The following is a 13,508-nucleotide window of genomic DNA, read 5'->3' as shown; positions in this document are numbered from 1 at the left end:
TGAGTGAATGACTGGTCCAACACAAAAAAAATTAACCCAGCAGCAGGCGATTGCGGCGGAACGTGATCTGGCAAAATTTGCCAATACCATGGATAGTCTGGTCAGAATTCCATTTACCAAGCAGGGCTTGGGAGCCGATGCTGCGCTCAGTACCATTCCCTTTGCGGGCGATGTTGCAGGTTTTGTCCTGACGCTCTACGCCTTTAAAAAGGCAAGGGAAGTGGGTGTTCCACAATATAAACTGAAAGGTGTGGTCAGACTGGCGATTATGGATATGCTGGTGGGTTTTGTACCGATTGTTGGTACCCTGTTTGATGTGTTTATTCGTCCGAGCCGCAAGACACTGGACATTGTGCATGAGCATATCCGTGAGGAATATCAAGTATACAATGACATCCATGTGGTGCATCCATTCCTGCATGAATCACTTGAGCAAAAGCAGAAAACCTCGGCATTTTGGCGTAATCCAATCGTCAGCTGGATTTGGTTAAGGATTCCTGATCTGCTGGGTATTGCGGTACTTATTCTATTGGTGATTGCCGTGTGGGCGGGCTTTAGCTATCTATGGCAACTGTATCAGTCTTTCAAGGCTGGTTAGATGAAGCAGGTAAAAACAAAGCCTCCATTTTGGAGGCTTTATCGTTTATCTGGTTTAGATTATTGAACATTTAATTGCTGTAATGCAGCAACACGTTGTTCAATGGTTGGGTGAGTCTGAAATAAAGCCGCCAAGCTAAAGCCTTGTTCCTTACCTTCCGTAATCGCAAAAGCTTTCATTTCTTTCGGCATCTGGTCTGGCATTTCAGATTCCGCCTGTAAACGAAGCAGGGCAGAGATCATCGCCTGTTTACCTGCCAAACGTGCACCAGCCTCATCTGCACGGTATTCACGTTGACGGGAGAACCACATCACAATGGCAGAGGCCAAAATACCGAATAGAATGTCAAGCACAATGGTAATGGCAAAATAGGCCAGGCCTGGGGCTTCACCATCTTCACGACCAAACACGTTACGGTCGATAAAGTCACCTGCAACACGTGCAAAGAACATCACGAAAGCGTTGACCACACCTTGAATCAAAGCTAGTGTCACCATGTCACCATTGGCAACGTGTCCGATTTCGTGGGCCAGCACAGCACGAAGTTCATCTTTGTTCATGCGCTCAAGTAGACCCGTGGAAACGGCAACCAGCGCATCGTTTTTATTCCAACCCGTAGCAAAGGCATTGGATTGGTACGATGGGAAAATACCAACTTCAGGCATTTTAATGCCTACACGTTGGGCTAATTGAGCAACTTCCTGCAATAACCATGCTTCCGCCTGATTACGAGGTGCATTTGGGTCGATTAATTCAGTCCCAGTGGTTTTTTTAGCCATCCACTTCGACATGAAAAGGGAAATAATAGAACCCACCATACCAAAGACAAAACAGATGACCATCAGGTTGCCTAGATTCAAGCCACCCGCGCCATGGTAACTACCGACACCGAAGAGTGACAGGATAATGCCAGCTACAACCAGTACCGCGAGGTTGGTTAGCAAGAACAAACCAATCCGCATCATTGAGAAAACCCTCTTATAAAGAAAAAGTGATCTGATTTATAAATTATAAATCATAATGCTAATATGCAGGGTGAACCCCAAAAATTCAAGAAAAAAATATGGATGGATACATTTAATCAATAAAAGGATGAACTGACGCTTAAACAGAGACTTAAAAGCAATTTTTTATAAAAAAACAGCTAAAATCATAAAATGAGAATAGATGAGTAAATTGCTAGTCACTCAAGCGGATTCGGGCAGATGCAGTGGCATTGCTGGTGGTATAGGTTCCCATTGGTGCATCGGTGAAAGTGCCATCCGACAAGGTGATAATTTGACGGCTGTACTGTTTGGCCATTGGTACGGATTCAGTACTGTTGTTGGTATTCGTGGAGTAATTGGCGGATTGCGCCAGCACTTGTCCGCTTGGAGTATTGCTGTTTGATTCAGAAAGCGGGGTGCCCAGACCTGATGCATAGAGATTTTGATAGCGACTGGTCACTCGTTTTACATAATCACGAGTTTCTCGGAAAGGTGGTACATCGCCATATTTATCTACATTGCCTTCACCCGCATTATAGGCGGCAATCGCAAGACGGGTGTCGCCGTTAAAACGTTTTAATAGCCAGCTTAGATATTTAACCCCACCAAAAATATTCTGCTGTGGATCGTAGGCATTACTGACATTAAAGCGACGGGCTGTTGCAGGCATGAGTTGCATCAGGCCCTGTGCCCCTACAGGTGAGCGTGCATTAATGTTAAAGCCAGATTCGGTATGCATGATGGCCTTAACCAAACCCTCTGAAACGCCATGATGCTGGGCGGCCTGCCGAATCAGTTGGTCAAATGCGTTTTTATTACGACTGTAACTTGGCAGAACAGAAGCTTCGCTCGCGCCCCAGTTACTATAACTGTGAATGTTACTATCAGGATAATAGGTGGCTTTCACCACTTTTAAATGATTATATTCTGCTTTCTTGCGGTTGGTCAGCAGGGTGGTGCCATTGGTATCTTTAAATTGATAAATGGTCTGCCCAGCATACGAGGTCGATACTGTGCTATGAAAAAAACCAATTGACCCCAAACAAAGAGCAAAAAAATAAGTTGTTTTGTCCATCGTTATAATATTCACAAAAGATGAGCTTAAGTTCTTCACAGTAGTTTAACAAAAAAAAGCATAAAAAGTACTTTGGCTACAATTTTTTTATTTTTCAGTGTCTGACAAAAATCAAGTCATTTTGTGCGAATGTTCAGCAAAAAAAATTAAAATATTTTTTTTAAAATCGAAGTATTGACTTATATAAACTATTGATTTTATTTTAATAAAAATATTGGTTAAAAAATGATCAATCTAATTGAACGCCTTGTTTTAAGATAAAAACAGTTTGTCAATAGCGTAGAAATCCACAATTTTATCCACAGGTTTTGTGGAAAACTGTGGAGAAGTTTGAAATATAAGCAATCCAGCCCATTTTTACTTATCTGGGCCAGAATTTTATCAGTATGAAGCCCAAATATGACGATTCAGGGAAATTGGAAAATTCTTTAGGTGCGGATTTTTTCGGAATCAGATAAAATCTTGCGGTATTTTTGTTTATGGGTAAATCACGTCTATGTACGCGCCAGTCGAGTCCAACCAAGGATTTAATTTCAAGCCTGAACTTCCGACCAGTTCGGCATATTATCGCCTGTTGAAAAAGCTGCGTCGTCAAGTTGGACATGCGATTCGTGATTACAACATGATCGAGGATGGCGACAAGGTCATGGTCTGTGTTTCGGGCGGTAAGGACAGCTACACCTTGCTGGATATCCTGTTGCAGTTCAAGCGTATTGCACCCATCAATTTTGATATTGTTGCGGTCAACCTGGACCAGAAACAACCTGGCTTCCCAGAAGACGTTTTGCCACGTTATATGGAAGAGAACAACATTCCCTACTATATCCTTGAAAAAGACACCTATACCATCACCAAGCGTTTAACGCCTGAGGGCAAGACCTATTGTGCCGTGTGTTCACGCCTGCGCCGTGGTTCGCTGTATGGCTTTGCGCAGGAGATTGGTGCGACCAAGGTCGCGTTGGGACACCATCGTGATGACATCATGGCCACGTTCTTCCTGAACCTGTTTCATGGTGGTAGTTTGAAAGCGATGCCACCGAAATTACTGTCTTCAGATAAAAAGAATATCCTGATTCGTCCTTTGGCCTATGTTGAGGAAAAAGACATTATCAAGTATGCAGAATTGCGTAAGTTTCCCATCATTCCGTGTAACCTGTGTGGTTCACAGGAAAACTTACAGCGAGCCATCATCAATGACATGCTGCGTGAGTGGGATAGACAATATCCGAAACGCCTGCACAGCATCTTTGGCGCATTACAGAACGTTTCTCCATCACAGTTGGCTGACCGTGAGCTATTCGACTTTGAAGCGTTGGATGGGCAACGTGAGTTTGACATGAAAGATCCTGAAGAAATGAAGAAGCGTCTTGATGTGGTGAACCTCAGCTTTGCTGCGGAATAATTCCTCCATCTATAAATAAGACAAATAATGCCGCCGCAATATATGATGAATATCTGTATTGCGGTTTTTATGTTTTTATTGGAAATGGATTTGCACTCAAACAATTCAAATTTTGACCAATAAGCGATACAGGTAGCAATAAGCATCTAAAAAATTCGGTTCGATGTACAAAAAAGCATAGCCTAAACTAAAAATTACATGCTATAACAGGGCACAAGCAAATTGCTTCATTTGATGTCGTCTGGATAGATGGCACAAGAAATTGAACAAATACATTTGAGGAAGAATCATGGCTGCATTTTTAACTGATGATTGGTTTGCAACTGTTGAAAAACTTACTGCGGAAGCGGGTGATTTAAACTTACCACCAGCACTTGCGAATTTAGCGATTAACTTGGTTGTTACAGATGCGGCTGGTAATACAGAGTTGGCTTTAGATGCGGGTAAAATCCAAAAGGGTTTATCTCCAAACGCTAAAACCACTTTGAACATGGATGCGGAAACTTTACGTAAAGTATTCCTTGAGTTTGACATGGCTGCTGCGATGCAGGCATTCATGACAGGTAAAATCAAGGTTCAAGGCGATATGTCCCAGCTTATGGCTTTACAGACGGCTAAACCAAGCCAAGAACAAAAAGACCTATTCAAGAAAGTACTTGAGCAAACTACTTAATTGTTTTCTGAACAAAAAAGCTTACCCAATGGTAAGCTTTTTTTTGCCTGTCTGGATTCAGACATCGATGCGGTTGCTGGTTTTGAGGTGTTCTAGATAGGTGCGGATACGGGTAACGTATTGAACCGCTTGCTTATATCGACCATTGCGTGCCTGATTGCGCTGTAAATAGTCATATAGGTTCACCCACTGATTTGGGTCCTTGCCTTGAGCCTTGATCTGTTTCTGAATCTGGTTCACTGCACCAGGTCCCATGTTGTATGCCACCAGTGCATACCAGTTACGGTCTGGGTAGGGTACATTGGCAAATTGATCCAGCATTAGATCATAATATTTCGCGCCACCCTGAATACTCTGTATTGGATCAGATCGGTTACTGACACCCATTGCCTGTGCTGTACTGTTGGTCAGCATCATTAAGCCGCGGACGCCCGTGGGAGACACCGAGCTAGGCTTTAGGTAAGACTCCTGATAGCCAATTGCCGCCAGTAGATGCCAATCCAGATTGTACTTTGCAGCACTCTGTTTAAAGCTCGCCTTATAAATAGGTAAACGTTGATTCAGGTCTTTATGAATAGTTGACCAGGATTCAGGTTTGACCACATTCCTATTATAGAAAGAGGCGAGTTGTTGAGTGGTGCCTGATTGCTTGCTCTGACAGACAAAACCACTGGCTGTCAGGGTAAGGGGGTCATCAGCCTGTTTAAACACCCAGTTAAGCTGGGGATTTAGCCCGTTCTTACTCAGGCTTGCCTGATCACCACAGCTTGCCGAGAAAGAAACCAGTTGTTTGCTCTCAATTGTGGCAAGCGGTGCTGTGGTCATGGCTAGGTTGGCCTTGCCTTGGTTAACCCATTTCAATGCAGTTGCATTGTCTGGAACCGTTTTAAAGTCAAGTTTTACGTTGAGGCTTTGTGCATAGTTGCGGGCTAAATCATAGCCGAAACCATGCAGAAACTGACCGTCTTTAAAAACAGTAGTTGGGTTTTCAACTGCAACCACTGTTAAAACATTGGTTGTGACAACCGTGTTGTATTGATGTGATTTTTCTGCATTCAAGCTATTGAATGGCATAATGACGATGCCTAAAGCAAGGGCCTGAAATGGTAACTTGGAAGATAAAGAGTTAAGGCCAGGCCTAGACCCAGAACTTGAATTACTGTGCATGTTGTCTCCGCTACAGGTAATTTATGCCCTAAAAATTGAGGCAAAACTTCACCACAACTTCTAAAAGTTGATAAATTAAATCGGGGTGGGCAAGTCATGAACGTCATTCAAAATGACATTGGGTTAATGGAAAAATGATGAAAATGTTTCACATCATTTACAAAGTGTATAAAAAGTAAACAAAAACCAACTTATGGGCGCATATTAAGCGTCAAAAAGGAGCTTGTCAAATTTTGATCAGTAAAAATATGATAAATACATCACAAACACATGATTTGAAAAAGAATAAAATTTATACACTTTAGTCGTGTTGAAATAAGGAATACAATGCAAAAACTTGTAAATGGATTGTTGTTGTAGCGTTTTTAAATATGAAATCGAACTTGATCACACGTACTGGACATGACTTGCTGGTTGCCGAATTAAAAAAACTGTGGCATGACGAACGTCCAGAAATTACCAAAAAGGTAAACTGGGCCGCAAGTTTGGGAGACCGTTCAGAAAATGCAGATTATTTATATAATAAACAATTACTTAGAAAGATAGACCGCCGTGTTCGCTATTTGGGTAAGCGTTTAGAGGAGTTGAAAATTGTTGACTTTGTGCCTGAGCAGGAGGGAAAAGTCTATTTTGGGGCCTGGGTTGAAATAGAGAATGATGATGGTGAACAGAAAATCTTGCGTATTGTGGGGGTGGATGAAATCTATGACCATCATCCTCAGCATATCTCAATTGAATCTCCGATAGCGCGGGCACTGTTGAGCAAACAGGTGGATGATGAGGTTGAGGTGCATACCCCATTAGGTAAAAAAATCTGGTATATCAACTCAATTCGATATGAAAAACCTGAAAATACTTAAAATAACAGGATTTTGGTTTTATTTTGAACATTTAGTGTGGGCTTTTAAATAAAATATTTGCCAAGTTGAGCTTTTATTTATATGATAGCCGCCATTGGAAGCGTGGCAGAGCGGTTTAATGCACCGGTCTTGAAAACCGACGAGGGTGTGAGTCCTCCGTGAGTTCGAATCTCACCGCTTCCGCCAAATATCTTAAAGGGAATCAAACACATAGTTTGATTCCCTTTTTATTTGGCACAATTTTGGCACTATTGGAAATTTTAGCAATCTCTTCTTTGTTCTTATCTGAATTAATCCACTTCGCATAACGCATCATTAGCATTACTAAACTATGACCCAACTGTGAAGCCACATAGACTGGATTAAGTCCATTCATTAAACATACAGTCGCATATGTATGACGAGTGTTATAGGCAGGGCGATAGCGTATGCCATTCGCTTTCAGTGAGGCTACAAACTTTTCGCTCAATGATTTTTGCGTAGTAAATTCTTCACCAGTTTCATCACAGATAAATACATGCTCATATTTGAGGTAGGTTAGTAATCTGAGTTGTTGGAATGCTTCGAAAGCAAAATCATTTAAATCTACAAATCTAGCTTTATTTGTTTTAGTGGTTTCCTGCTGAACGCCGTTCACTCGACCTTTATTGATGTGGATCTGCTTATTCAAAAAATCTACATCCTGCCATGTGAGTGCGATAATTTCAGACGGCCGGCAACCTGTCCAAAATGCCACCACAAAATACCAATACACAGTCGGATAGTCAAAAAGATATTTCTCTCTTAATCAGTTCAGTATTCTTTCTCGTTCAATCTCATTAAATGGATCAGGTTCAGCTTCCTGCGGTTTCTGATTCTTCAATCGATCACATGGATTCTTATCAATAATTTCATCATCATGGGCCAACTCGAATGCGACTCGTAATGGAATCAAAGCATCATTTCGAGTCTTTGCTGATGACTATTCACGTCCATTGACGGCTGTACCCAACATTTGACTGGTGATCGTATTAATCGGCATATCTTCGAATAATGGCATCCAGAGCCTTTCCAAAATTGATAGATATTTTTTCTTGGTGCCTTGCTTATGATCTGAAAGGTTATAAAGGTATTCTTGGGCATAGTGAGCAAATGTCGGAGCATTTGACGCTGGCAATGTTTTTTGCGCAGCGTCAGCTTTTTTGATGGGTTTGGCGGTGACAGCTTCGATATCCTCGATTTTTAATATCCCGTATTTAGCCTTGTTTACAAAATCTTCTCTAATCTTAGCCGCCTTAATGAAGTTGGCTGGGGTATCGATGAGGTCGAGGGTGAACCACTCGCGCTTGTCGTTCCATTTAAAGTTAATCTGTATTTTTCCCGATCTTGCTCTTATGCCTTTTGGAAGACCTGAGCTGCTTGTTCGACCCATGCGTTATAACCTTTCAAACTATATAGGTAATCCCCCCCAAAAAATAATTGAGTTTAAAAGTAGAAAATGGAATAACCTTGATTTAAGGAGATTTTCTATGAAAACATCTAAGTATTCAGACAGCCTAATCATGAGTATTTTGAAGCAAGTTGAAGCAGGAACACCCATACCGAACTTGTGCAGCGAACATGGTATGAGCTCTGCCTACAAATGGAAGTCCAAATATGGCGACATGGATCTTTCAATGATGACGCGGCTTAAAGAACTTGATGCTGAAAATGCCCGTTTAAAACGTTAGCCAGATCTATGACTTTTTAGTTCAAAGAGAGGCGTTTACCTCACTAAACCTTGATCGGAAAGTTATGGAATTTTTTCGGGAAGTACATGTAGGGCAAGAAGAAGATTTTACAATTCTTGTATCAAATAAAATCTCAGGAAACTTTGGTGAAGTTTCCTATATAAATTTATTGAAGGTCCCTAATTTCAACGATAAAGATAAATTTCTGAAATGGGCACATAAAGCTTTAAATTTATAAGTTGTAATAACTCAGTGTAGTTTGATAGGAATTGTTTCATTATTTAACAAATTCAATTACATAAGTAATAATGTGATTACATTATGAACAGTAATTCATCAGAAGGCGGTTAGATAAATACAAATCACAGTGATATGTTTGAATCATAAGTTATACATGGATGGAATTAAAGATGAAATTATTAACATTGGTGAGCATAGGTACGGTAGCAAGTTTCTGTTTATTGTCAAAGCGTCACACTACTGAAAATTTATTTCATTCAAACTTCGATAAAGTTGTTCGAAATGCTGTCTTACAGGGATTCATATAAATATAGATGCCTAAGATATATAGCTTTTAAGTACTTAAAGAAGGAATAAGATGATCAGATTATTAATGTGTATATTTGGCCTTCATGGTGCTAGAGAGATTGATTACACCAATGACCAAAAGAAATTTGTGTATGCCGCGAGTGCTTGAAGAAAATCAAGAGTCCTCATGATTAGGTATAATTTCTTTTTATGAAAAGACAGTCTAAAAAATCTGAGCATATAACCTCAAATTGGACAACCGAGCAAGATAGTTTCTTAATTGAAAATAGTTTTATGGTGATTGAGCAGCTTATCAATCATCTGCCTTTTACTGAAGATGAAATTATTAAGCGTAAAGATGTACTAGGTCTCACTAGAAGACATAGACAGATGCGTAAATTTTTAAGCAATCCATCTTAAGAGAGTTCTAAGCCTCTATTTTTTTTAAAACGGATCAGTGCTAATTATTTTACAGGGTAGTATTGCGTAACATATCTATTATTGATAGATAGAGCCTGATGTCATATCTATTATTATAGTATTTCACGTGATGGAACCGACATGATCAATAAGCAAAATCCAGAATCAAAACCTCAAAAAGAATCAAACGATGACAAGGGTGATCAGAAAACCTATCAGAATCCAGATCCCCAAAAAAAACCAAATCAAGAACCTGAGAATCCACTTAAAGAGCAAAAGTAGATCAAAAAGCCCTCGATGAGGGCTTTTTGAAATCATATGCTTACACTACTTTTAAGCTCAAATAAAGTCATGCTGGAATAGCTGCGACAACTTTTTCTCTATCCCACAAACGGTGATTTTGAATAGCTTGTTTGAATTGATCTTGGATCTCTTTAAAATTTTGAGTAGAGAATAGAGCTGCATCCTTAGTGAGCTGAAACTCATCTATTAAAGCGCATTTATCACCCAGGAAAACAATGGGCTTGAGATGTTTATATGTCTCTAATACATAATGTTTAGAAACTCCATCAGCCTTAAATACTTCTAAATTATTCCCATCAATCACGATTACGGCATCATAAGTCACTGAAGGCTCGCCATTTTGTCTTCCATCTACTGGTATTTCATTGCCATCACTAGATTTAACAGGGGCTGCGTTCGGTGCTAAAGTTTCCACAATAGCTTTTTCTGCTTCAGCCCATATTTTAATATCATCTATTGATGACGCATTTACACCGTTATGAACGAGCAAGGCAATTTTTCGCTGTTTAATATCAGATGCAGGAAAAGATGAGGTACTTAATCTTTTCGAAGATGCAATTACGGGTTGGTGCAGACTATCTTGCTGTTTAGGGGGAGTTTTAATACCTAACTCTTTCGCAACATATTCAGCTAAGTCCAAGTCAATATTAGCTAAGACAGCGTAAACTACACGTCTGCGGATATCTTCCGATTTAACCTTAGATAATTCAAAAGAATATGCATCCTTAATATGCTGTTGTTCATATTTTTCCAAACTATGGTAGTGCATTGTGGCTTGCGAGAAATGATCAGCGAAACTTTCTGGTCGAACTCTTAGTTTGCTGCCTTGTACTTCTTCAGGATGTGTCTTGAAGGCACCACTGTCATTAGGTGATTCTCTTGGCCAATTTTCATCAACAGAATTAGGTTCATAATTTGCCTTTCCTTTATAAACTTCGTGATTAGCATAACCACCTCGTCTATTCGTATGAAAAGGACAAACGGGTTTGTTAATTGGAATTTGATTAAAATTTACCGTACCTAGTCTGTGTAAGTGAGTATCCGTATAGCTAAATAGCCGTCCTTGTAAAAGGGGATCGTTACTAAAATCTATACCTGAGACAATATTTGCAGGACTAAAAGCAACTTGTTCTGTTTCTGCGAAAAAATCATCTGTATTTTTGTTTAAAATAAATTTACCTAGTGGAGTAACTGGTACAAGTTCTTCTGGGATTAATTTTGTGGCATCTAAGACATCAAAGTCCCATTGTTTTGCATCTTCTTCAGAGAAAATTTGTGCGCCTAATTCCCATTCTGGGTAATTGCCACGCTCAATAGCATCCCACAGATCACGTCTGTGAAAATCGGGATCTTTGCCATTAATTTTTAGAGCTTCATCCCAGACGACTTGAGCTACCCCTTGCTTTGGAGTCCAATGGAATTTCACTAAGAATGCTTCATTATTCTTATTAATCAATCTAAATGTATGGACACCAAAACCTTGTATAGAGCGTAGATTTCTTGGAATTGCTCTATCAGACATTATCCAAGTAGTCATATGTGATGCTTCGGTGTTTAAAGAAATAAAATCCCAGAAAGTATCATGGGCAGATTGACCAGTTGGAACTTCATTGGCATCTTCTGGTTTTACTGCATGAACAAAGTCCGGAAATTTAATAGCATCCTGAATGAAGAAGACAGGGATATTATTCCCCACCAAATCATAATTTCCTTCTTCAGTATAAAATTTTATAGAAAAACCTCGTACATCTCGAACGACATCAGCCGAACCTCGCCCACCTTGAACTGTAGAAATACGGACAAAGATAGGAGTTCGATTATTTGTGTCCGTTAGGAACTTGGCTTTAGTCCATTTTTCATTACCTGTATAAGCTTGAAAGTAACCATGAGCACCGACCCCTCGAGCATGTACAACACGTTCTGGAATACGCTCACGATCAAAATGAATAAGTTTATCCCTTAGAAGAAAATCCTCGAGAAGAGTAGGGCCTTTCTCATTAATTTTTAGACTATTTTGATTATCAGCTACGGGAACACCTAAAGAAGAGGTAAGGGTTTTACCTATAGGATCCACGTATGCTTCCTCAGAAAGTTGGTCGATTTTTGGTGTATTTGGTTCTTTCATATCACATTCTCTTATACATTTGCTTTATAACGTTTTATGAAAATAAGTATTTATTTTCACTTAAGTTAATGGCTTGTTTGTTGACGGATATTGTGTGCTTATACAATTTAATTATAGTCAAATCATTATAAAACTAATACAACTCAGTCGATGAGTTATTTCGATTTTTTTTCGAATCCTGTATGAATAATAAAGTAGTTTGACTATAGGTTATCTACAATCGAATATGAGTTACTTGCAAGAAAACTCTTTTTTGGATCAAAGATACCCATATAAACTTTAAGTATTTATGCTTTGAGTAAGGTAAAGAAATGTGTATTTTTTGTTCGCTTAAACTATTCATTTTAAATAATATTGAATTAATCTAAGTCAAAACAAAAGCTTATTAATTTTGATATTCCTCGCAATACAAACAGGATTTAGCCCATTTTGTATTTTGACAGCGAGGGCATTCTTCTTTTAAATGATTTAAAAGTTGGGTTTGGCCACACAACATACAAGAATAAAAGTGATTGACATTATGATGATCTGCGATTTGGTATTCATCGGGAAACAAAGGAAGACCCCATTTTATATTTTCTTTAGAATATGGGATCACGCTTAGGCAGCCATCAGTCTCAAGCAGTGCCATTTTAACTTGTCCAAGGTGCTCTATTTTCTTTTGGCGCATTTCAGCAAAGAACTCATCATATGAATACTTTTCTCGGTTAATATCCTCAACAATCAGTAAACCATTTTTGACGATGTATATTGGTCGACCTTCCAATACGGTCTCAATAGCATCGGATTTCATCATTAAATAAGTTGTTAAGCGATATAAAGCCATAATTACTGCAAAAACGATGACAGCATGAATGATCGGAACTTCTTCATAGAACATAGCATCGCCAGCAGCAGATCCTAAACTAAGAATAATTGCGATTTCAAAGATGGAAAGTTGCCTAACACCACGTTTACCAGAAAATCTTAAAACTAAGATAATCAGGAAGTACATCAAGACACTACGAAGTACAATTTCTGCTGCAAAAGTAAATGTAGTATCAGCTAATAGTATTTTTATAAAGTCCATTTTACACCTATTTAATTTTCTTTTTAGTAAAACTTCAAAGTATTTTCAGTAAGATTACCTTTCCTCTATTAATTGACACTTAATATTTACAAGTCTAGATAATATTCCCTCTACACAGCTTTTATGCCGCTCAAACAATGGATCTTCTGTATTTTTCCAGTTATTAAGAATTTCTTGACCAACTTTGAGTTCTTTTTCTAGTTCACTAATTCTCTGTTGAAGTGCCATTTTTTTGTTCCATTGAAGTAATAACTCAGCTTCCACTTCTGCTCGTGTGACCTCTCCACTAACGATTCTCTCAAAGTCTTCCTCAGATCGCTTTTCTGCAGCCTCTATGACATTTTGAGGGTAAGAGTGACCCATGATACTTTTTGCTAACATATGGGCTGTACGGAGCTCTACAGCTTCTTCATCTGTATATACACGCTCTACATTCATTTAGATTCTCCAAACCTCTTCGGAATATCCTACCTCTACTACAGAAAACATGGAATACTTGATCACTCTGATTTTATTGATACTTTACTCAACCATGCAGAAATGATTTCTGATCCTAGACAGTATCGTGGACAACCAGCCCCTCTAAACTTTTA

The 13,508-nt window shown here is 39.2% G+C and carries 15 protein-coding genes, 1 tRNA gene and 1 pseudogene; 9 read left to right on the top strand and 8 right to left on the bottom strand.

The window, feature by feature from the left end; translation table 11 throughout:
• The first annotated feature begins 7 nt into the window (after nucleotides 1-7).
• Nucleotides 8-598 carry a DUF4112 domain-containing protein gene (locus F973_RS10600; RefSeq protein WP_004761728.1) on the top strand — a complete coding sequence of 197 codons (591 nt, stop codon included), beginning with the start codon at nucleotides 8-10 and terminating at the stop codon, nucleotides 596-598.
• Nucleotides 599-657: 59 nt separating this feature from the next.
• Here F973_RS10600 and htpX read toward each other — a convergent pair whose 3' ends face one another.
• A complete protein-coding gene (gene htpX / locus F973_RS10595) occupies nucleotides 658-1,563 on the bottom strand; it encodes a protease HtpX (RefSeq protein ID WP_004761726.1) in 906 nt (301 codons plus the stop codon).
• Nucleotides 1,564-1,777: 214 nt separating this feature from the next.
• On the bottom strand, nucleotides 1,778-2,659 hold the full coding sequence (locus F973_RS10590) for a lytic transglycosylase domain-containing protein (protein WP_004761724.1): 882 nt from the start codon (nucleotides 2,657-2,659) through the stop codon (nucleotides 1,778-1,780).
• 496 nt (nucleotides 2,660-3,155) lie between these two features.
• Here F973_RS10590 and ttcA point away from each other — a divergent pair, with 496 nt between their 5' ends.
• Entirely contained in the window at nucleotides 3,156-4,061 is a 906-nt protein-coding gene (gene ttcA, locus F973_RS10585; protein ID WP_004676692.1) for a tRNA 2-thiocytidine(32) synthetase TtcA, read from the top strand.
• Between the two features lie 289 nt (nucleotides 4,062-4,350).
• Nucleotides 4,351-4,734 carry an SCP2 sterol-binding domain-containing protein gene (locus F973_RS10580; protein WP_004682749.1) on the top strand — a complete coding sequence of 128 codons (384 nt, stop codon included), beginning with the start codon at nucleotides 4,351-4,353 and terminating at the stop codon, nucleotides 4,732-4,734.
• A 57-nt stretch (nucleotides 4,735-4,791) separates the two neighbouring features.
• Here F973_RS10580 and F973_RS10575 read toward each other — a convergent pair whose 3' ends face one another.
• Nucleotides 4,792-5,901 carry an MltF family protein gene (locus F973_RS10575; RefSeq protein ID WP_004761721.1) on the bottom strand — a complete coding sequence of 370 codons (1,110 nt, stop codon included), beginning with the start codon at nucleotides 5,899-5,901 and terminating at the stop codon, nucleotides 4,792-4,794.
• A gap of 371 nt (nucleotides 5,902-6,272) precedes the next feature.
• On the opposite strand from F973_RS10575, the gene greB reads away from it, so the two are divergent.
• On the top strand, nucleotides 6,273-6,761 hold the full coding sequence (greB, locus tag F973_RS10570; protein WP_004761720.1) for a transcription elongation factor GreB: 489 nt from the start codon (nucleotides 6,273-6,275) through the stop codon (nucleotides 6,759-6,761).
• A 96-nt stretch (nucleotides 6,762-6,857) separates the two neighbouring features.
• Nucleotides 6,858-6,947: transfer RNA gene (locus tag F973_RS10565), tRNA-Ser, on the top strand.
• Between the two features lie 16 nt (nucleotides 6,948-6,963).
• Here the strand turns inward: F973_RS10565 and F973_RS10560 are convergent.
• Together F973_RS10560 and F973_RS10555 are read right to left on the bottom strand one after the other, a co-directional pair.
• Nucleotides 6,964-7,497 (bottom strand): site-specific integrase, encoded by a 534-nt coding sequence (locus tag F973_RS10560; protein WP_228127462.1) that lies wholly within the window; start codon nucleotides 7,495-7,497, stop codon nucleotides 6,964-6,966.
• Between the two features lie 225 nt (nucleotides 7,498-7,722).
• Nucleotides 7,723-8,172 (bottom strand): Arm DNA-binding domain-containing protein, encoded by a 450-nt coding sequence (locus F973_RS10555; protein WP_004761719.1) that lies wholly within the window; start codon nucleotides 8,170-8,172, stop codon nucleotides 7,723-7,725.
• 97 nt (nucleotides 8,173-8,269) lie between these two features.
• Here F973_RS10555 and F973_RS10550 point away from each other — a divergent pair.
• The 4 genes and pseudogenes from F973_RS10550 to F973_RS15285 form a co-directional block, all read left to right on the top strand.
• A pseudogene (locus F973_RS10550) lies at nucleotides 8,270-8,467 on the top strand (transposase); the annotation flags it as partial.
• 7 nt (nucleotides 8,468-8,474) lie between these two features.
• Nucleotides 8,475-8,708 (top strand): hypothetical protein, encoded by a 234-nt coding sequence (locus tag F973_RS15605; RefSeq protein WP_314371664.1) that lies wholly within the window; start codon nucleotides 8,475-8,477, stop codon nucleotides 8,706-8,708.
• Nucleotides 8,709-9,208: 500 nt separating this feature from the next.
• The gene (locus F973_RS10545) at nucleotides 9,209-9,418 is read left to right on the top strand and encodes a hypothetical protein (RefSeq protein ID WP_004682744.1); all 210 of its coding nucleotides are present in this window, start codon (nucleotides 9,209-9,211) and stop codon (nucleotides 9,416-9,418) included.
• A 141-nt stretch (nucleotides 9,419-9,559) separates the two neighbouring features.
• On the top strand, nucleotides 9,560-9,700 hold the full coding sequence (locus tag F973_RS15285) for a hypothetical protein (RefSeq protein ID WP_004676713.1): 141 nt from the start codon (nucleotides 9,560-9,562) through the stop codon (nucleotides 9,698-9,700).
• 67 nt (nucleotides 9,701-9,767) lie between these two features.
• Here F973_RS15285 and F973_RS10540 read toward each other — a convergent pair whose 3' ends face one another.
• From F973_RS10540 to F973_RS10530, 3 genes are all read right to left on the bottom strand, one after another.
• Entirely contained in the window at nucleotides 9,768-11,846 is a 2,079-nt protein-coding gene (locus F973_RS10540) for a catalase (RefSeq protein ID WP_004761717.1), read from the bottom strand.
• Nucleotides 11,847-12,231: 385 nt separating this feature from the next.
• Entirely contained in the window at nucleotides 12,232-12,915 is a 684-nt protein-coding gene (locus F973_RS10535) for a DUF421 domain-containing protein (RefSeq protein WP_004761715.1), read from the bottom strand.
• 54 nt (nucleotides 12,916-12,969) lie between these two features.
• On the bottom strand, nucleotides 12,970-13,353 hold the full coding sequence (locus tag F973_RS10530; RefSeq protein WP_004682741.1) for a hypothetical protein: 384 nt from the start codon (nucleotides 13,351-13,353) through the stop codon (nucleotides 12,970-12,972).
• Nucleotides 13,354-13,508 lie beyond the last annotated feature (155 nt).

The sequence above is a fragment of the Acinetobacter sp. CIP 102129 genome (genome assembly GCF_000368305.1).
In the GTDB taxonomy this organism is placed as follows: Bacteria; Pseudomonadota; Gammaproteobacteria; order Pseudomonadales; family Moraxellaceae; genus Acinetobacter; species Acinetobacter parvus.
Note: the sequence above shows the minus strand (reverse complement) of the source record. Positions and strands in the feature narration are given on the sequence as shown.

Bases quoted from the DNA above. Each gene is read 5' to 3' on its own strand.
- F973_RS10575 (WP_004761721.1), bottom strand. From the start codon at position 5,901: ATGCACAGTAATTCAAGTTCTGGGTCTAGGCCTGGCCTTAACTCTTTA.
- F973_RS10600 (WP_004761728.1), top strand. From the start codon at position 8: ATGACTGGTCCAACACAAAAAAAATTAACCCAGCAGCAGGCGATTGCG.
- F973_RS10555 (WP_004761719.1), bottom strand. From the start codon at position 8,172: ATGGGTCGAACAAGCAGCTCAGGTCTTCCAAAAGGCATAAGAGCAAGA.
- ttcA (WP_004676692.1), top strand. From the start codon at position 3,156: ATGTACGCGCCAGTCGAGTCCAACCAAGGATTTAATTTCAAGCCTGAA.
- F973_RS10530 (WP_004682741.1), bottom strand. From the start codon at position 13,353: ATGAATGTAGAGCGTGTATATACAGATGAAGAAGCTGTAGAGCTCCGT.
- F973_RS15285 (WP_004676713.1), top strand. From the start codon at position 9,560: ATGATCAATAAGCAAAATCCAGAATCAAAACCTCAAAAAGAATCAAAC.
- F973_RS10540 (WP_004761717.1), bottom strand. From the start codon at position 11,846: ATGAAAGAACCAAATACACCAAAAATCGACCAACTTTCTGAGGAAGCA.
- greB (WP_004761720.1), top strand. From the start codon at position 6,273: ATGAAATCGAACTTGATCACACGTACTGGACATGACTTGCTGGTTGCC.
- F973_RS10580 (WP_004682749.1), top strand. From the start codon at position 4,351: ATGGCTGCATTTTTAACTGATGATTGGTTTGCAACTGTTGAAAAACTT.
- F973_RS10590 (WP_004761724.1), bottom strand. From the start codon at position 2,659: ATGGACAAAACAACTTATTTTTTTGCTCTTTGTTTGGGGTCAATTGGT.
- F973_RS10545 (WP_004682744.1), top strand. From the start codon at position 9,209: ATGAAAAGACAGTCTAAAAAATCTGAGCATATAACCTCAAATTGGACA.
- F973_RS10535 (WP_004761715.1), bottom strand. From the start codon at position 12,915: ATGGACTTTATAAAAATACTATTAGCTGATACTACATTTACTTTTGCA.
- htpX (WP_004761726.1), bottom strand. From the start codon at position 1,563: ATGATGCGGATTGGTTTGTTCTTGCTAACCAACCTCGCGGTACTGGTT.